The sequence below is a fragment of the Microbacterium dauci genome (genome assembly GCF_030065535.1).
GTDB lineage: Bacteria > Actinomycetota > Actinomycetes > Actinomycetales > Microbacteriaceae > Microbacterium > Microbacterium dauci.
In genome coordinates this window covers 16,038-34,111 of sequence record NZ_JASJND010000007.1, presented here as the reverse complement: position 1 = coordinate 34,111, position 18,074 = coordinate 16,038, and the positions used below count along the sequence as shown (strand labels likewise).

The following is an 18,074-nucleotide window of genomic DNA, read 5'->3' as shown; positions in this document are numbered from 1 at the left end:
GATTCAGCAGCTTCGCAAGGACCTGTCCGCTGCCAATGACCTCCGCAGTGTCTCGTCGCGTTATGGATCGATCGAAGCAGATGTCCGCGCACGGCGTGCATTGATCGCCGCGCAGAGGACTGGCGAGGGGCGGATCGGTGCCGACGCATCGAGAGAATTGTCGGCTCCAGAACCTTCTCCTGCCCGAGAGCCTCGGTCAGCTCAAAGGAGGCCGGGGCGGTGTCGCAGTCCTCTGCCCCACCGCCCCAGCTTGCTTTCAGAGGAGTGCGAACTCGATCGTGGTCGAGTTTCCCGCAATATCAAAGACAGTCAGGGTGTTCTCGCCTCGCACCGCCCCGAATACTCCAGGTCTCACGAAGTTGACATCGGACCATGCGTTATCGGCGAGGTCCTTCACGATGCCGTTGATTTCGACGCGGTCAATCTTGCCCTTGTCGTACAACTTGAAGCTCACAAGCGAGTATCCGGAGCTCTCAACGATGGTGAACGATGACCCTTCCTTCACAGAGACGGTCGGCACAGTTGCGTCGATCGTAAACGCGAAGTTCTCTGTGTTCGACACATTCCCGGCGGCATCATGGGCGTTGTAGCGGACCGTGTAGTCGCCGTCCGGCAGAGCAAGCGAAGCAACATGCGAACCCGACGTGCCCGATGCAGGTGACTGCGTGCTCTTCACGAGTTCGCTCCCCTTGTAGACGTTCGCGACGATCTTGGCGAGCTCGAGGTCATCCGACGCATCGATCTGCACATGCAGTTCCCTGAATGGCCCTGCCGTCGTCGGTGACACTCGGGTGACCTCGGGGCGAGTCGTATCCTCGACCTCGGCGTTCTTCTGCACCAGAAGCATCCAGTCTTCGATCGTAGGCTTGAGGGGTGCGTCCCAGGAGCCGCCAACGGCATGGATGTCCGTCGCGATTGATGTGAACTCCCCGGTGCGCGGGTTGAACCAACGCGCGCTGTAGGTAGCGCCTTCATCCATCCCACGTATCGCACCTGTGACGACCCTGTCATTGAACGAGAACATGGTGTAGGTATCATTTCCGTCCGAGGCGAGCAGGCTTCGGCTGTCGGAAGTGAAGTTCGACCACGCGGGGTCGTCGAAGCGAGGCTGAAGCTTCCACCATGGAAGTTCCCCGTAAAAATCCCTTAGCAGCGTCAGCTGATTAGCCGTCTCCAGGTTTGCACCGTCGTACCACCAGGTGTAGAGCTCAGGCTGACGGAAGTCCGTCCCATAGTCGGCGGGTTCGCCAGGGGCAGAGTACAAGTCGTTCCAAACGCCGTTGGCTCCGTAACCGAATCCGTACATCCCGTACTGGAAGGCCTTGTACCCAGCACCGAGTGCACTGCGAGAGTCGAGCCAGAACTGGTCGTAGCCGGGCTCGTAGAGAATGGACGGCTTGGTGCTTGACACGTTCCAGAAGCTCTTCGCCAGAGCCATATTCTCGAGAGGTCCCTGCCACTGGGCGCCATAGGCATCGTGGAAAGCCTGGTCGTCGAACCACGAATCTGCGCCCTGCTTGCCCCCAGCCTCCTCCTGATGCGGCATGATCGGCTGATCGTAGCTGTCGGCTGCCATGAGCGTCTCGCCGACTGTGTACCAAGACTGGATCGTTGTCGAGTCGAACAGACCGTAATAGTTGCGGTCGATCTCTTGAGCGATCGTCCAGATGACCGGGAAAGCGCCGAATCTGGCGACCCAGTACTTGGTCAGCTTCGTCAGATACTCCTTGGTGTAAGTGTTGGGGTATCGGAGAGGATCGCTCAACCAGGCAATCTGACCATTGGCATGTACGAGGCCGCTGTCTGCGATGTACTCATACTTTCGGTCGATGTTGGCGAAGCCGGCGAGGTCTGCCTCGGTAAACCCGTCACGAAGGTTTGCGATGGCTTCTTCGTCGGCGCCGTCGTGCGCCCCACCGTTCGCACCGTGAGGCTGCCAGATCGCCCCCGACTGATAGACCGTGAATCCTTGATCTACGCGCTTGTCGACGACGTACTTGAACTGCGAGTCCACTCCGGGAGCATTGGATGTCTCAAACCGCTCGTGAGTCATCAGCCAATGGGTATCCCCCATGTAGAAGAAGGGCGTGCCATCGGCGTAGGTGAAGTACTTACCCGTGTCCGCCACCTTGAGGAAGCCGTGTCGGTAGATGTCCTTATCTCCGGCATACTCATCCACATCAATGGAAGCAGTGCGACCCGCTAGTCCAGCGTCGCTGCGGTTCGACGTGGTCGTCATCTCCCATGAGCCCGGCGCCGGCGCAGCGAATCTAACTCTCCATGTCCGGCCCCCATCCCAGTAAGCAGGACGCTCGACCACCTGACCGTCAGGACCGCTGAAGGATGCGAGGACGTCTACCTCCCCGAAAGGATCCGCGTACGAGCCCTCGGCGGTGAGTTCGATCTCGATCGCGCGCCACGTCTCACCAGACAACTGAATCGAAGGCGCTTCCTCAGCAGCCGACGCGCTTGAGCCGATCACGACCCCAGAAACCCCGACCGCGATCCCAACAATCGCGGCGACGATGCGGCTCGGACGCCGCCCGCGTCGACTATCTCGATGATGAACTACCATATCGACTCCCTTGTCTATTCTCTCATCGCGAATAGTAATTCGCTAGCAGCGAGTCTATCTGGGAGGATCGCACGGTCACAAGATCGTCACGAGTAGCCCACCAGGATGCCCGCGTTGCGAGCGCGGGTTGTTTGCATGGTCGACGTGACCGCCGCGGCAACTCAGCCCGCTATCGATCGCTCGACGAGGCCGCTCGGCTCGCTCGGCAGGAGGGGCGCGGAGGGCGCGCGTTGAATACAGCAGTTACTCGCTGGATGAGGCAGCTACTGATCGGCCTCAGGCCAAGGGAGATTCACTCTCGAGCGCCCAGGACGCCATAATCCGATCCGCGGCCGCCCGGACCTGGTCAATGAAGTATGTCTCGCCGAGCGACTCGAAGCGCTGGAGCGGAATGCTCGCCCCGACTGTCGCCATCAACGAACCCGACTGGTCGAGAATAGGGAATGCGACCCCAGCTCCTCCAGCAAAGCTCTCCTCGCGACTCGTGGCATATCCCTGCGCGCGAGCCCGATCAACCTCGACCCACAGGTCACTCTCGACTGTGATCGTCGCCGGGCCGACAGCCGGAAGCCCAGTGGCGGCGATGATTCGCTTGGCGACCGCCCGATCGGCGTATGCGAGGAAGAGCTTGCCTCGCCCGGTCGAATGGAAGAGCTGCTCCGCTCCGGGCCGGGTCTGCACCACGATCTCGCCCCGACCCCGCAGTACGCAGATGTTCCATATTCGCTGGTCGCGTACGACCGAAAGGTAGACGCTCTCTCGGGTCTCTTCATTGAGCTGCTGGAGAACGGGCATCGAGATGGACGCCAGCGCGGTCTCGTCGCGCATCTGCTGCGACCAGATCAGAATCTTCGGTCCAAGGAAGTAGTCACCACGACGTTCTCGTTGCGATACGAGCCCCCCGATGACGAGCGACTTAAGCGCCCGGTGAGCTCCGGAGGGACTCATTCCCACAGCCTGGGCGATCGTTGCCAGATCGAGCCCGGCTGGGGCTGTCGAGAGCTCATCGAGGATTCGCACCGCGCGGTCGATCGCTCCAACTGTGCCCGTCTCAGTCGTCTGCGAATCGCTCACACTCACGCTCCTTTCGTTCGCTCCTGCGCAAGACAAAACGCTAGCCTATCGAGGTTGGGGCGTCTCGTCTTGCGCCGGAACGGAGCCAGGATCAATCCAGCGGCACGACCTGAAGCCACTTCGCAGATCGACCAGGGAGAGAGACAGGCAGACCTTGAACGGACGGAGCGCCGTGGACCGTTTCCTCGCCGCTCCAGAGGTCGACCACTGAGATGCCGTCCCGCGCTACTACTCCCGCGGCCTCAAGCGCGGCCATGGGGACCTCTACGACTTCCTGATCATCGTTCCAGTTGATCACCGCGATGCGAGCGGGCTGGGTGTATCCAAAGCTGGCCGATGAGTTGATCCAGATACGCGGGGCTGGCGCGGTGAGCAGGTCCCACGGCACTGCCGCGGTTGGGAGTGGCGGAAAGGCCAGCTGCGTGATCTCTCGTCGCTCCGCTGTGAGGCGACTCAGGTCGTCGCCGAGGAACGTGATCCCTCCCGTCGCGGCGACGATGGTCGTCCAGATCTGCGCCTCAGAAACGGTCGGGCTAAACGAATCTGAGATTCCAGGGATAGGCCGATCCCGCACGACCAGCACGTCGGGATCATTCCAACCGAGACGCCCATTGAAGGCGTATCGAAGCGCAAGGCTGCGCGCACATATGACGACCAGATCCCACGACGATGGCCGTCCGGGGAGTGGAGTGTCACCGTAGTTGCGGCGCGTGATGTCAGGCGTCATTCGATTCGCATCGATCAGGTCGCCTGCGCTCGCGACCAGCGGCGCAGCGCATCCGAGGATAAAGCAATCCTCGCCGACTGCGCGTCGTATCGTTGCGAGCGCGCGACGATAGCCCTCGACAGCGGTCACGCCCGAGTGTCCCACTACGTCATGGCCTCGACCTGGACGATCCGGCGAAAGACCGCGATCGGTGACCAGTGCACGGATGAGGAAGTCGAGCTTGACGAACTCATAGCCCCACTCATGACGGACACGATTGAAGAGATCTTCCAACCACTGGTGCACAGGGTCCGACCCAAGATCGAGGGCGAAACGGACCGTATCCGCGTCCTCGACAACGTCGACGCCTCCCTCCGCACCCTCTGGCGCGTGGTCCCAGATCGCGGTTCCCATTGTCGCCACAGGTCGGCCGTCACTCTGGCGAAGAAGCAGCTCGGGACGTTCACGAGCAAGGCGAGAGGTTGCGGAGACGAGAAGCGGAGAGAACCACAGCCCCGGAACGAATCCTGCTTCGCGGATGCGGTCCGCTAGCCATTTCATGCCGTGGGGGAACTTGGCGTTGGGTTCCCAGTCGCCCCACCCGCTCTCCGAGTACCACCCCGAGTCGACGACGACATACTTGGGACGCGCGAACGAGTACTGGCCCGCCAGTGCATCCAGCTGCCGCAGCACGTCTTCTTCCGTAACCTCTCCGTAGAAGCAATACCAAGACAGCCACCCCGTTGGGGGCTCCGTGAATCGCGAGCGCACTCCCATCAACTCAGAGCCTGCGTCTCCATACAGCCCCAGAACGTCATGAGCGCTGGTTCCAGCGAACGTCACGAGGACCTCACTGGTGATGGAGTGGCCGGGCTCAAGCATCCTGGATTCCGTCAGACAAGTAGCGACGAAGCTCAGACTCGATGCCGAGGTCCGAGACGTGCGCACTGAGGTCAGGAAACGTGTGGAAGTCGCATATCCGATGACGAGGTGCTGCTCGCCATCGAGGGAAACGACTGCGACATGCTCCGAGGTGTAGGAGTCCCCTTCCGAAACCCGAACGATCCCCACGTCAAGATCAGTCGATTGCAGTCCCAGTTCAAGCACTTGCACGTCAGCTGTTGGGTCAATTTGAGCGTGCAGGATCGCGTCGATCCTGCGAATTTCCACAGGATGCTCGCCAGTGTTCTCAACGACGACGACACGGTCACGACCATCGCGCGACGTCGACCTCACGGTCTTCACGAGACTCGAGACGTCAGATGCTTCGACATGAACGTCGATCAGTTCGGAGTACGGGAGCGGCTTTGTCATTGACCTGATTCCTTGCGATGGGTGTGAACGGGGGCGGTAGCTCGGCGTCACGGACGCGGCCTAGTGTCCGCTGTGAGGTCCCGCGGAGAGCGATGGCCCCCACCCGCGGCGTCGAAGACTTGGGGCGAGCTCACCGTGACATGGTGAACGCCTGCCGCGACGAGCCCTCCGGAGTACGGGGCTTCGTTCAAGGTGATGCGCGAGTTCTCCGTCACGGGTAGATCGAGGACTGCCTCGGAACCAGGTGGAATGACCAGATCGATCTCCAGGTCGCCGTCTCGAATCGTCCACGACACCGAGGCAGCGCCCAATCGCGTCTCGATGCTCGCTCTTGCCCAGGGGATCTGGCGGCATGGTCGTGGGGCGACAATGACAGTTCTATACCCGGGAGAGCGGCGCGTTGGTGCGAGGCCTGCGACGACCCTGTACATCCAGTCCACGACGGCGCCGTACGCGTAGTGATTGAACGAGAGCATTCCCTCACTGCCATCGTTTGCCGTCAAGGGATGACCGTCAGTATCGAGCGCGTCCCATCGCTCCCAAACGGTCGTCGCTCCCATCTCGACCTGGTACAGCCACGACGGCGGCTCTGAACGGAGAAGCATCTCGTACGCCTCGTCAAAGTAGCCACCGGTGGCAAGGGCGTGAAGCACGAGTGGTGTGCCGAGAAAACCTGTCGCGATTCGACCGTCCTGTTCACGCACGCGCTCCGCGAGGCGCGCACCGACGCGCTCGCGCTCAGTGGGCGGGGCGATGTGCAACTCAAGGGCAAGGGCTGCCCCCGTTTGCGTGTCGATCGCTTCCTCCCCCCATTGGATCCAGGTGAGCTCTGCTACGCGCGCAGCCAGGTCGCGCATCAGGACCGCTCGCGTCGCATCGCCCACCAGGTCCTCCGCGTCGGCGAGCAAACGAGCGCTGTGAGCGAAGAAGGCATTGGCGACGAAATCCGCCGGAGCCTTCGCTTCCGAAGGCCTGTCGGCTGGCGCATCTGGATCGAGCCAGTCGCCGAACTGGAACTCCCTCGGCAGGAGATCCCCGCCTGATCGGCTTTCGAGATGGGATACCCACTTCCGCATGCTGCCCAGTTGGCGAGCGAGTATCTCATCGCTTCCGTAGGAGTCATAGACCGCCCACGGCGCGATCGTCGCGACGTCTCCCCAACCCGCTCGCCCCGAGGTCCAGGTCCGGTCCTCATCCGTCCCCACGTTCGCGAGGATATTCGGCACGACCGAGGGGATCGATCCGTTCTCTTCCTGCTCGAGAGCGACATCGCGCATCCAGGACAGCCAGAACGATTCCACGTCAAACAGTGTGCACGCGGTGGACGCGAAGACTTGAGCGTCCCCTGTCCAGCCGAGACGCTCATCTCGTTGCGGACAATCGGTGGGGAGGCTCACGAAGTTGCCCCGCTGCGACCAGACCACGTTCGAGTGAAGCCGATTGAGTCGATCGTCCGCGCAGACGAACTCAGCGCGCGGCCTATCCGCGCTGGAGATCGCAACGACCGTGGCACTCAATACCGAGGCGCCGACAACCTCAGCGAATTGGAAGCCGTGGTAGGTGAGGTGCGGCTCGAGGACCGTCTCGCCGTCGTGCGCGAGAACATAGGAGTCCGTCGCTCGTGCCGAGCGGAGTGATGCCGTGTGAAGTGCGCCGTCGGGTTCAAGTACTTCCGCGTGACGAACAGTCACCACGTCGCCGGCGGAACCAACGACGACGAGACGGAGCCACCCAGCGATGTTCTGCCCTGTGTCCACCAGGGCGCTGCCCTGACGGGGCACGACCTGAGCGCCCCACTCTTCGACCGTTCGAACGCCCGTTGTGACTCGAGGCTCCAAGACGCTTGTGTCGACTGGAATGCCTCGCGCCGGTTGCCAGCCTGAGTCATCAAATCCGGCGCTGTCCCACCCACGCGGCTCCTGACGCAGGTCCACGGTGACGCCATCGTAGAGGCCTGCAGACTGGATGGCCCCAGTTGCAACCCGCCACTGCGGCGAAGACGCTACACGGATCAGCGAGCCGTCTACGCACTCGACGTCGAGTTGCAGCAAGGCAGCGGTCTCGTCGCCGTACAACTCCTGCCTGCCGTCCCAGCCAAGCCGGCCGCGGTACCAGCCATCGCCGACGAGCGCTCCGATCACGTTTTCACCGCTGTGCAGGAGACCGGTGACATCCCACGTTCCGACGAGGATTCGCTTGGAGTAGGGAGTCCATCCGGGAGTGAGGTGCTCATCCGTCGCATTCTGCCCGTTGAGGCGGATCTCGCCGATGCCCCAGAAAGTGCCCGTGAGCCGAGCGCTCCGCGCAGTGGCAGGTAGCTCGAATCGATGGCGCAATAGCGTGGCTTGTCCCCCGGTCGGACGTCCTCCTCCGATGGGCAGTGCGATGAGATCATCGGGGACGAGCATCCCCTCGACCACGAGGGCGTCGCTCCATCCCGTCCAGCCGTGCAGAGTCGCAACTCGGACAGAGTAGAGGCGACGCTCACCCGAGCCGAGTGCAGGCCCGGGCGCAAGGATGCCGATCGATGCGTCCGTGGAGACCGGCGGGTCGATATGCACGTTGTCGTTCCACCAGCGCACTTGGTACCCAAGTTGGGGCTCTGGTCGCGATTGTCGCCAGGACAGTCGAAGCCCCTCGGAAGGCACGCCGATCATTCCCGGCGGATACTGCGAGTCGAGGCGCAGGAGCCGGTTGCCGGCATCAACGATATCGAGGCTGGGGAGCGGCTCAGGCACGGCCGAAGACCTTCCGCACCGCTTCCAAGTAGCCGTATCCGTGACGGGAGTCTGGAAGGAGCGATGACCCTTCCGTCCACTCGTTCCATGCATTGATCGTCACCACAGGATTCGGAGGACGGTGCTCGTTGAGGAACGACTGCGCGGCGAGGAGGCCCTCTCTAAACTCCGTCGGCGATGCATCGAAGACCGGGTACCACGGGTAGTCCGCGTGCTCGTAGACGCCTTCCTGCCGCGTGCGCGGGCTGGAGTCCCACCCGACTGTGACGTTGGGATAGAAGGGCACGGGCAATGTCGCGGCGTAGTCGTCATACTCTTGGAAAGCTCGCTCTCGAAGGCGCTCGATGTCGCCCGCAGGAAACGGATGCGCTCCGAGGTCGTCATGGTGGATCCAGACGTAGGAGGTTGCCGAGCTGAACCCGAGCTTCTCGAGCAGTCGCCCAGGCCGTTCGAGGGCGATTGCTCCGGGAAGCACTCCAAACCCCCAGACCACGGCATCGAGGTGGAGGTCTGGAAACCCGTGCTCACGGGCGAGATCCCTGAACCATGCCAAGGCATCCGCAGTCTCTGCGACGCCACCGAGTCCTTCCAGCAGCGACCCGACCTGGTAGATGGACAGCCAGGGCGCGCCATCGATCGTGAGGTATGAGTCGTGCGAGAAGTACTTCTCAAGCGCGACGTGGGCGAAACGTTCGAACGACGTCCTCGATATGGCACCTGAGCGGAGTGTCTGGTGAGCCGCTCCCGGCCCCTGCGACGGAAAGATGTTGACGAGATCGTGGTTCGCCCACATCAACGCGAACTTGACCTCATCGATGTTCGAGGCGTTCAGCAGCCCGTCATCGAGCGCGCTCGACAGATAGGGACCGTCCTCGTACCAGTAGTAGTCGACGAGGAAGCCGTCGACTCCGTGCGAGCTCGCCATCGCAATATCACGCGCAGCTTCATCCGGGTCGGATTCGTCGCGATGCCCGAGCAGCGGCACCCGCGGTTGGTGGTGGCCGGGGAAACGGGGACGCGCGTCGCGCACCAGTTCCCACTCCGTCCATCCGCGCCCGAACCACTTGTCGTTCAGCGGGTCTTGATGCCAGTCCGGGAAGTAGTAGGCAAGTACCAGCGGTCGTCCCATGAGTCCTCCTGCCAATTGATACTAATCGCTCCTAGCGAATAGTTTTTCGCTCGTCGCGAAGCTAACATACGACAGATGAACATACAGGAGACGAACTCGCTCACGTTCGACGTCGTGGTCTGCGGCGGTGGACCCGCAGGAGTTGCAGCCGCGGTGGCATCTGCCCGCCTCGGTGCGCGCACCGCCCTCGTCGAGCTTCAAGGCTGCCTTGGTGGGATCTGGACGGCCGGAAGCCTGAGCTGGATCATCGACGTCGCGGGCAAGGACGGCACGATCGCGGAGATCATTCGACGACTCGACGCGCGGGATGCACGGACAGGAGACCCCGGGGCTGACTTCACATACGACGTGGAGGCCATGAAACTGATCCTCGAGTCTATGTGCGTTGAGGCGGGTGTCTACATCCAGCTCCATACCCGCGTCGTCTCCGTGGAATCCGACCACCGTGTCCGCTCCGTCACGACCGAGTCCAAGTCGGGGCGCCAACGGTGGAGTGCGAGCGTGTTCGTGGATGCGACCGGCGATGGCGACGTGGCTGCGCTCGCGGGGTGCACATTCGAGGTCGGGCACCCGGACACAGGGGACACACAACCGATGAGCCTGATGGCTCTTGTCGGCGGCGTGCCCTATGCGGAAATAGCCGAGTTCGTCGCCGGCGGGCACGCCTTCCTCAACCCCGGCGACGATGACCACGACGAGCCAAAGCAAAGACTTCTCGCGGAGATTCGCGCTGCCGGGGTTGAGCCCTCGTACAAGGGCCCGACTCTGTTCAGAGTGACTGATTCACTCTTCGCCCTGATGGTGAACCACGAATATGGACGCTCCGGGCTCAATGCCCAGGACCTCACGGACGCGACGTTGAACGCGCGCCGCGAGATCAACGTCGTCGTCGACGCGCTGAGATCCGCGTCCGGACCGTGGAGGAACCTGCGCCTCATCTCCACGGCCGGACACATCGGCGTACGCGAAGGCCGCCGGGTCATCGGCAGGGACTACGTCACTCGCCGCGACGTGGCGGAAGGCCGTCAGCGACGCGATTCCATCTGCTCGGTCCGATACGGCGCAGACGTCCACGCACTCTCCTCAGGTGAGGGCGGATACCTCAGTCCGGAGACAGGAGATCTGGATCTGAGCACGCGCCCATACGACATCCCATACGGCGCCATGGTTCCGCGCGACGTCGGCGGACTACTGACTGCGGGGCGCTGCATCAGTGGAGACTTCTGGGCGCACGCGAGCTATCGAGTCACCGGGAACGCTGTGACTATCGGCGAGGCCGCCGGCGTCGCCGCCGCGACGAGTGCGAAAACCGACGTGCTCCCCTCGACGCTGGACTGGACCGACTTTGTCGCAGCGCGAGCACACCTTCGCGCCATCACGTCCGACCGCGTGGATGACGACGAGTTGGCATTTGGCTCACCATCCCGTATTCTCTAAGTGCGAATCCGTATTCGCGACAGGCGATTAGAGGCCAGACCCGTGGCGATGCATAGAGGCAGCGTCACGCACTTCCCGAATGGAGTCATCAATGACCACTCGTTTTGCACGCGGTGCTCAAGTCATCGCGACGCTCGCGGTCGCAGCCGTGGCCTTCACAGGCTGCGCCGGTTCTAGTGATCCCGGCCCAGATGACGCCGGGACCGAACTGAACTTCGTCACCTTCACCGGCGGGGACGCCGGAATCAAATACGAGAACCTGATCGCGGCTTTCGAGGACGCCAACCCTGGTGTCAAGGTTCGGCTCGAGATCCTTGCGGGGGACGACACCTACAACTCGATCCTGACTTCCCGTATCGCCGCGGGAACGGCTCCGGACGTCTTCGAAGTTCTCAACAACGACACCAGCCAGTTCGTCGAGGCCGACCTTCTCGCGGATCTCAGCGATCAGTCGTGGGTTGAGCACCAGATCGACACCGTTCGCAATCTCGCGGATCAGTCGGATGGCCGAACCTACTCCTTCGTGCCGGAGGTGAACTCGGGTGGGGTGTTCTACAACACCGACATCTTCGAGGAAGTGGGTGTCGAGGTTCCGGAAACCTGGGATGAGTTCCTTGACGTTGTGGAGACGATCCGCGCTGCAGGAATCACTCCCCTCTCCGTCGGCGGCAAGGACGGCTGGACGCTGCAGACTCAGTGGACCCAGATGATGCGAGCATCATCGAACCCTGAGGAAGGCGCCCTGCTCAACTCCGGCGAACTCGCGTACTCAGAGTCCACGACGGCCGCAATCATGCCTGCGTTCGCAGAGCTTGTTGCGGCCGGCGGCTTCGATCCGAACGCGACCGGCGTCGACTGGCCGTCCAGCGCCAACGACTTCGCACTGGGCCGCACGGCGATGATGATCCAGGGCACGGTAGCGCTTCCCGCGATCCGCACGGCAGCGCCAGACGGCCCGTTCAGCATGTTCCCGATGCCGTTTGCCGCCGAGGGGAAGGACGCGCCGCTCGCACTCGCACCCGCCGCCACCCAGGCCGTCCCGGCGAACGCTGCGCACCAGGAACTCGCAAAGAGGTTCCTCGAGTTCTGGGCGTCGCCTGAAGTCCACACCAAGTACCTCAACGATGCTGCAGCGCTGAGTTCGTTCACTACGTCCGCCTCTGCCGACATTGATCCTGCATTCGAGACAATGAGCGAACTGCTGCCGACAAGAGGGATCGACATCGCTGGATTCGTACGTCCAACGCCTGCCGTGAACACCGCGATTCAGACCGGCATGCAGTCCATCATGGTCGGGACGGCAACGGCTGACGAAGTGCTCGAGAGCATCGACGCTGCGCAGCAACAGCAGTAGGTACAAAAGCTCAGGTGGGCGGGACATATCCCGAAAGCAAGCTCCCGCCCACCGCCACAATCTCAACAGCTAAGGACCGACGCATGACCCTCGAACTGGATGCGAGACGCCGGAACGATCCAGTTCCGGATCCCACCCCTCGCCCGGATAACACGCGACGACGACGGCCAGTGCTGCACTCAAACCGGACGCGCCTTCTGTTCGTGGTGCCGGCGCTCATCCTCTTCAGCTCGGTCGTCGTTGCTCCCATTGTGGCGAATCTGTTCTACGCGTTCACTGATTGGAATGGGTTCTCCCCAGCCTTCAACTTCATCGGGCTGGAGAACTTCGGACGGGTGTTCACCGACCCGGAGAACAGGCAAGCCGCGCTGAACACCCTGCTATTCGCCACCGTCAACTCGGTTCTCCAACTCGGGCTCGGTCTCGCGCTGGCGCTGTCCCTGTTCGGTAGCGGCAAATTGCGCGCCACGCTCCGCCTCATGATCGTGCTTCCGATCGCCATCAGTGGCGTAGTCCTTGGTTTCATCGGCACAATCATCTTCGACCCTCGGACCGGTCTACTGGCTGCTTGGTCTCATCTCCCCGGAATGAACTGGCTCGCTCAGAACTGGCTTGGGGACCCGTCGCTCGCGATGGGAACCGTCATTTTCATGAACCTCTGGCAATGGACTGGGTTCACCATGTTGATATTCCTGGCGGGTCTGTCGACGATTCCGGGTGAGCTTATCGAATCTGCGACGATTGACGGGGCCGGTCCCTGGCGGCGCTTCGCTCATGTGACTTGGCCACTCCTGGCACCGTCCACAACCATCAACGTCGTGATGACGGCCATCGGTGGGTTCAAGGTGTTCGACATCGTTTACGTGCTCACCAAGGGCGGCCCGGGCGGTGCAACCGAGACGATTGTCTCGCGAGCTGCTATGCAGGGCTCTTTCGGCCAGTTCGGGTACTCCGCTGCAACCAATCTGATGCTGACTCTCGGCGTACTGCTGATCTCAGTATTGCTGCTTGCTGCTCTTCGACGTAGGGAACTTCGAGCATGAAAAGTACACTACTGACGGCCAAACAGCGCCATCGACTGGGCGCAGTTGTCCGGCTGGCTCTACCGATGGTGTGGGCCGCCACGCTGGCCATCCCTTTCTTCTACCTCTTGATTATCTCGTTCCGCGGACGCAGCGAATATGCTCAGAATCCACTCGGCCTACCAACCTCACTTCAGTGGTCGAACTATGCATATGCCTGGGAGCGCGGCAATCTTCTGACCGCGTTCGCCAACAACATCGTCGTTTCGGTTATCACTGTCATCGGCGTTGTATTCATCGGTTCGTTGGCCGGCTACGCGATTGCCCGGTGGGTCGGCCGCGCGGGAAACATGTTCTATGTCTTCTTCGTCTTCGGACTTATCGTGCCGTTCCAGCTGGGACTTCCGATGCTGTATCGAATCTGGGCACAGATTGGCCTCGTAGATTCGATCCCTGGAGTGATACTCATCCAGATCGCGACAAGCCTTCCATTTGCAATTTTCCTCTATGCCGGCTTCCTCCTCGCAGTCCCCCGGGAACTCGAAGAATCAGCCAAGGTGGACGGTGCCAGTGAGCTTCGAACATTCGTCAGCATCGTCTTCCCGCTGCTGAGCCCGGCAACGGCGACAGTCGTCATAATGTCAAGCATCTCCGTATGGAACGATCTGCTCGTCGCGCTGTTCTTCCTCCAGAGCGAGGAGAAGCTCACGCTGGGCAAATCAACGCTTGGACTGATGAACACCTTCAATAGTGACGTTCCGGTCGTCTTCGCCGCAGCAGTCATCACGGTTGTCCCCATCATCGTGCTCTTCATCTCGCTTCAGAAGTTCTTCATCTCCGGCCTCACACAAGGCGCGCTCAAGGGATGAGCTCCACACCACGTTGCCGCGCCGAACACAGACTCGGAATCGTGTGGCGTCTCTTCATCGCAGCGGGATTCAGATGCGCTTGATCGCCGATCTGAAGCGCCATCGACTAATCGGAAGTCGACGCCAATACGAGCAGGCACCCGCTGAGACGGGCGGCTTGGTGGTCGCTGACAGGTGTCGGCGACCACCAAGCTGACCAGTTGTTGAGGGCCGTCGACACCAGCCATCCGCGCCAACCGACCTCAGAGGATCACCGGTATGCCTGACGACAATTTACTGTGCCGCGCAGCACCGTCTTCGCGGAGTCAGACGAAGCGACAGCCCGTAAGTCGTCGCTCACAACCACCATCACGATCCCGGTGGCCCCACCTGTCACTCAGGCACGTTCTGCTCAGTCTCGAGCTCCCGTCGTACGAATCTCCCCCACCGCACCTTGGGGCTGGGCGTTTCCCCTCACGTCGACGGCGACTGGGCGGCATTCGCAAGGTGCCAGCGGCTGGACGTCGCCTGGAGTTCACCGGCCACCGAGAGAGCAGCTCGCGACGTCGTGAGAATCGGATTTGAGCGATGCCTTCAACAGCCAGCATGCCCATCTGCCAGCGGCACCGCTGTTCGCTGTCGAGTCGACCCACACCCTCCCAAGCAATCGCGTCGTGTTCGCGGACGCAAGGATCATGCACGTCATGGAAGGGACGGTCGAAGTCGAGACGACAGACGGCACACATCGGCTCGCGCCTGGAACCTCGCTTGCGATCGGTGGCAATCGGTGGTGCCTGACACGTCCACGTCCGCAAGTTCGAATGTGGACCGTCTACGCCGATGAGGGCTTCCTGCGTGCGCAGATGACTTGGCTTCTACCCGACAGATCCCGCGTACGGCGTGGGATTCACCCGCATGACTGGGATGGCGGGCCTGTACTGCTCGCTCCCGGCATCTCGCGACTTCGACTCCTCGAGCCTCTTTGGCGACAGATGAGCGCCCTGCGTAACGATGCCCGCGGGCCGGAGGTCGCCGCCGCCCGTGCCGTGGAGTTATTTGGACGCTGGGTTGGCATCGTCGTCCCCTCGTTTCTCTCCCCTGAGGTGAGGGACAGCCTCCGCGTCCCGGAGGAGGCGACGCCTAGTGCGATCCGTGGTCGGCTCACGAACACCGCTACGCTCGGCAACCTAGGTCGCGCCGTGTGTCTGCTCAAGGATCGGATGCACGAGCCGTGGACCGTGGCGGCGCTGGCGGAGTCCGTGGCGCTGTCACGTGCACACCTGACACGCTTGTTCACCTTCCACATCGGCGTCGCGCCAATTCGCTTTCTTACCGAAGTCAGGCTGACCGAGTTTGTCCGGCTCATCGAGGAAACCGAGCTCTCGGTCGCCCAAGCCGCGCAGAAGGTCGGATGGTCCGATCCACGGATTGCTTCGGCATGGTTCAGTCGGCGTTTCGGCCTAACACCGTCGAATTACCGTCTCACTCCCCACTTCACCGGCGGGCAGATCAGCCGGATCGGCCGAGTGGACCAGGCAGTGACCACACCCGGAAACGACGAAGCCCTGGTGAAAGTTGCCTCTCACCAGGGCTTTTTGTCGGGATGACAGGATTTGAACCTGCGACCCCTTGACCCCCAGTCAAGTGCGCTACCAAGCTGCGCCACATCCCGTTGTTTAGTTTCTAGACAGTCCCGCCGCTCTAACTCACCTGACCCCCAGTCAAGTGCGCTACCAAGCTGCGCCACATCCCGGACGTCGTCCTCGCGGACAACTCCCCTACTCTACCCGGTCCCGGGGCGCCCCGCGAACCGGTCCGATCGCGGGCGCGGCGCGGCCGATCGTCTCGCTGACGCTCTGACGTACGTCCCGCGGATACGCTGGTGCGGTCCGAAGGAGTCACCCGATGATCGCCGATCTGCGCCGTCGCACCCGCTGGTGGGGGTTCGGCGTCTACGCGCTCGTGAGCCTCGTCCACGTGGCATCCATCGCCTTCGGGTTTGAAGCGATCGAGTATCCGACCAAGCTGGCGCTCATGCCGACGCTCGCCGTCGCCGCCGCGTGGTCGCTCATCTCGATCCGCGACATGACCGCGGCGACCCTGCTCTTCATGGCGCTCGCGTTCTCGCTGCTCGGCGACGGCGCCGCGCACTTCTTCCCCAGCGGCGGCAGTGAGCTCCCCGCGATGCTCGCGTGCTTCGGCGTCGCGCATCTCATCTACATGCTCATCTTCGTGCGGCGCGTGCGGGTGCGAAGGGTTCCGCCGTGGGCGATCGCCTACGCACTCTGGTGGGGCGTGATGCTCGCCGTGCTGTGGCCACATCTCGGCGCCCTGGCGATCGCGGTCGCGGTGTACGGGCTCGTCCTCGGTGGAACGGCGACCCTCGCGACCCGCGGCGGGACGGTGACCGCTGTCGGCGGCGCCGTCTTCTTGCTCTCCGACACGCTGCTCGCGTTCCGACTCTTCCTGCCGGACGTCGTGACAGCGGATGCCACGGGCCCATGGATCATGCTCGCCTACACGCTCGGACAGGGCTTGCTCGCGTACGGCATCGCCCGGCACGTGGGGCGGACCGATGGCTGACGTGGTGCGGGCGGATGCCTGGCTCTGGGCGGTCCGTGTCTACAAGACCCGCTCCGCCGCGACCACCGCTTGCCGTGCCGGCCACGTCAGGGTGAACGGCGAAAAGGCGAAGGCCGCGCAGCAGGTGCGTCCGGGCGACGAACTTCGGGTCCGGATCGCCGGGTTCGACCGCATCCTCGTCGTGCGACAGACGATCGCGAAGCGCGTCGGCGCGCCGCAGGCAGCCGTCGCCGCCGAGGACCGCACGCCGGTGCGCGAACCCGTCGCGATGGTCGCGGTCCGCGACCGCGGCGCCGGACGTCCGACGAAGCGCGAAAGGCGCGACATCGACAAGCTCCGCGGGCGCTGACGTCAGTCCGGCAGCTGCGCCCGCAGCCAGGACACCGACCGAGTGGCGGCGCCGACACCCTCGAGCCGTTCAGCGAGTCCGCGATCGCTCGTGACGACGAGCGTCCGCTCCCCCTTGCGCACGGCGGCGTCCGCCTGCGCGACGATCTCGTCGTCGCCCGCCGCCGCCGCGCGGACGACCTCGACCAGCCCGCTCGACGCGGCATCGCGCGCCGCACCCTCGAGCACGGCCACGACCCGCGGGAACCACCGCTCCCCCGACAGCCCGAACACGTCGGAAGGGACGCCGTCGCGATGGATCCCCTCGAGCTTCGTCAGCAGCCGCTCCGCAGCGCCGGCGCGATCCTTCCACCAGCCGTCGGGTGTCGCACCGACGACGTTGGCCGCGTCGACGATCAGCGTGGCGCGTGTCGAGAGCAGACCTCGAAGCTCGGGCCACGAGCCCGCGAATCCAGGATGCAGCGGCAGCGCATCGATCTCGGTGAGCGGCACCCACTCGAGCGCGTTGCTCTCGGGGTCGGCGATCACCGGCTCGAACTGGCGCGTCACCGTCGCGACGAGGGTCGTGTACGTCCACACGTCACGGTCGAGCACGCTGGTGAACAGCGGGGCGAGCGCGTCGCCGGGGACGCCGGCTTCTTCGAGCGACTCGCGGAGCGCGGCATCCGTCGCCGACTCACCCTGATGACGTGCACCGCCGGGAATCCCCCACGTACCGCCGAAGTGACTCCATGAGACGCGGTGCTGCAGCAGGACGCCGCGCTCCGGGTCGTGCGCGAGCAGTCCCGCGGCACCGAAGCGCCCCCAGTACTTCTCGCCGCTGTCCGCGATCACCCAGGCGTCACCGGGATCGCGCGGGCCGAGCGGACGGCGCGGTTCCCCGGGGTCGGGCGGGCGGATGGTCACCGCCCCAGCCTCTCACGCAGTCGCGCTGAGGGAGGCGGCA

At 63.1% G+C, this 18,074-nt stretch carries 13 protein-coding genes and 1 tRNA gene; 7 read left to right on the top strand and 7 right to left on the bottom strand.

What is annotated here, in order from left to right; translation table 11 throughout:
* Positions 1 to 256: 256 nt before the first annotated feature.
* From QNI14_RS11615 to QNI14_RS11595, 5 genes are all read right to left on the bottom strand, one after another.
* Entirely contained in the window at positions 257 to 2,482 is a 2,226-nt protein-coding gene (locus QNI14_RS11615; protein ID WP_283716786.1) for an apiosidase-like domain-containing protein, read from the bottom strand.
* 369 nt (positions 2,483 to 2,851) lie between these two features.
* The gene (locus QNI14_RS11610; protein WP_283716785.1) at positions 2,852 to 3,649 is read right to left on the bottom strand and encodes an IclR family transcriptional regulator; all 798 of its coding nucleotides are present in this window, start codon (positions 3,647 to 3,649) and stop codon (positions 2,852 to 2,854) included.
* A 91-nt stretch (positions 3,650 to 3,740) separates the two neighbouring features.
* The gene (locus QNI14_RS11605; RefSeq protein ID WP_283716784.1) at positions 3,741 to 5,669 is read right to left on the bottom strand and encodes a glycoside hydrolase family 36 protein; all 1,929 of its coding nucleotides are present in this window, start codon (positions 5,667 to 5,669) and stop codon (positions 3,741 to 3,743) included.
* A 47-nt stretch (positions 5,670 to 5,716) separates the two neighbouring features.
* Positions 5,717 to 8,407: an alpha-L-rhamnosidase gene (locus QNI14_RS11600; protein WP_283716783.1), complete on the bottom strand. Its 2,691-nt coding sequence runs from the start codon at positions 8,405 to 8,407 to the stop codon at positions 5,717 to 5,719.
* A complete protein-coding gene (locus QNI14_RS11595) occupies positions 8,400 to 9,536 on the bottom strand; it encodes a glycosyltransferase WbsX family protein (RefSeq protein WP_283716782.1) in 1,137 nt (378 codons plus the stop codon). Before QNI14_RS11595 ends, QNI14_RS11600 begins: the two co-directional genes overlap by 8 nt.
* Before the next feature lie 75 nt (positions 9,537 to 9,611).
* Between QNI14_RS11595 and QNI14_RS11590 the strand changes: the two genes are divergently transcribed.
* The 5 genes from QNI14_RS11590 (at position 9,612) to QNI14_RS11570 (ending at position 15,804) form a co-directional block, all read left to right on the top strand.
* Positions 9,612 to 10,973 (top strand): FAD-dependent oxidoreductase, encoded by a 1,362-nt coding sequence (locus QNI14_RS11590; protein WP_283716781.1) that lies wholly within the window; start codon positions 9,612 to 9,614, stop codon positions 10,971 to 10,973.
* A 91-nt stretch (positions 10,974 to 11,064) separates the two neighbouring features.
* Positions 11,065 to 12,327, top strand: coding sequence for an ABC transporter substrate-binding protein (locus QNI14_RS11585; RefSeq protein ID WP_283716780.1), 1,263 nt, complete (start codon positions 11,065 to 11,067; stop codon positions 12,325 to 12,327).
* Between the two features lie 83 nt (positions 12,328 to 12,410).
* A complete protein-coding gene (locus QNI14_RS11580; protein WP_283716779.1) occupies positions 12,411 to 13,370 on the top strand; it encodes a carbohydrate ABC transporter permease in 960 nt (319 codons plus the stop codon).
* Entirely contained in the window at positions 13,367 to 14,218 is an 852-nt protein-coding gene (locus QNI14_RS11575) for a carbohydrate ABC transporter permease (protein ID WP_283716776.1), read from the top strand. The genes QNI14_RS11580 and QNI14_RS11575 overlap by 4 nt, the downstream gene beginning before the upstream one ends.
* Before the next feature lie 560 nt (positions 14,219 to 14,778).
* Entirely contained in the window at positions 14,779 to 15,804 is a 1,026-nt protein-coding gene (locus tag QNI14_RS11570) for a helix-turn-helix transcriptional regulator (protein WP_283716775.1), read from the top strand.
* Here QNI14_RS11570 and QNI14_RS11565 read toward each other — a convergent pair.
* Positions 15,796 to 15,869: transfer RNA gene (locus tag QNI14_RS11565), tRNA-Pro, on the bottom strand. The two genes, QNI14_RS11570 and QNI14_RS11565, sit on opposite strands and share 9 nt — an antisense overlap.
* A gap of 233 nt (positions 15,870 to 16,102) precedes the next feature.
* Here QNI14_RS11565 and QNI14_RS11560 point away from each other — a divergent pair.
* Positions 16,103 to 16,780, top strand: a complete 678-nt coding sequence (locus QNI14_RS11560; protein WP_283716774.1) for a lysoplasmalogenase family protein — start codon at positions 16,103 to 16,105, stop codon at positions 16,778 to 16,780.
* Positions 16,773 to 17,129, top strand: coding sequence for an RNA-binding S4 domain-containing protein (locus QNI14_RS11555; RefSeq protein ID WP_283716773.1), 357 nt, complete (start codon positions 16,773 to 16,775; stop codon positions 17,127 to 17,129). Before QNI14_RS11560 ends, QNI14_RS11555 begins: the two co-directional genes overlap by 8 nt.
* A gap of 2 nt (positions 17,130 to 17,131) precedes the next feature.
* Here the strand turns inward: QNI14_RS11555 and QNI14_RS11550 are convergent, their stop codons facing one another.
* Positions 17,132 to 18,034, bottom strand: coding sequence for an NUDIX domain-containing protein (locus tag QNI14_RS11550; protein ID WP_283716772.1), 903 nt, complete (start codon positions 18,032 to 18,034; stop codon positions 17,132 to 17,134).
* Positions 18,035 to 18,074: the final 40 nt, after the last annotated feature.

What these genes read in the sequence shown, in the direction of transcription:
- QNI14_RS11605 (WP_283716784.1), bottom strand. Translation starts at nt 5,669, where the DNA reads ATGACAAAGCCGCTCCCGTACTCCGAACTGATCGACGTTCATGTCGAA.
- QNI14_RS11595 (WP_283716782.1), bottom strand. Translation starts at nt 9,536, where the DNA reads ATGGGACGACCGCTGGTACTTGCCTACTACTTCCCGGACTGGCATCAA.
- QNI14_RS11590 (WP_283716781.1), top strand. Translation starts at nt 9,612, where the DNA reads ATGAACATACAGGAGACGAACTCGCTCACGTTCGACGTCGTGGTCTGC.
- QNI14_RS11585 (WP_283716780.1), top strand. Translation starts at nt 11,065, where the DNA reads ATGACCACTCGTTTTGCACGCGGTGCTCAAGTCATCGCGACGCTCGCG.
- QNI14_RS11580 (WP_283716779.1), top strand. Translation starts at nt 12,411, where the DNA reads ATGACCCTCGAACTGGATGCGAGACGCCGGAACGATCCAGTTCCGGAT.
- QNI14_RS11575 (WP_283716776.1), top strand. Translation starts at nt 13,367, where the DNA reads ATGAAAAGTACACTACTGACGGCCAAACAGCGCCATCGACTGGGCGCA.
- QNI14_RS11560 (WP_283716774.1), top strand. Translation starts at nt 16,103, where the DNA reads ATGATCGCCGATCTGCGCCGTCGCACCCGCTGGTGGGGGTTCGGCGTC.
- QNI14_RS11555 (WP_283716773.1), top strand. Translation starts at nt 16,773, where the DNA reads ATGGCTGACGTGGTGCGGGCGGATGCCTGGCTCTGGGCGGTCCGTGTC.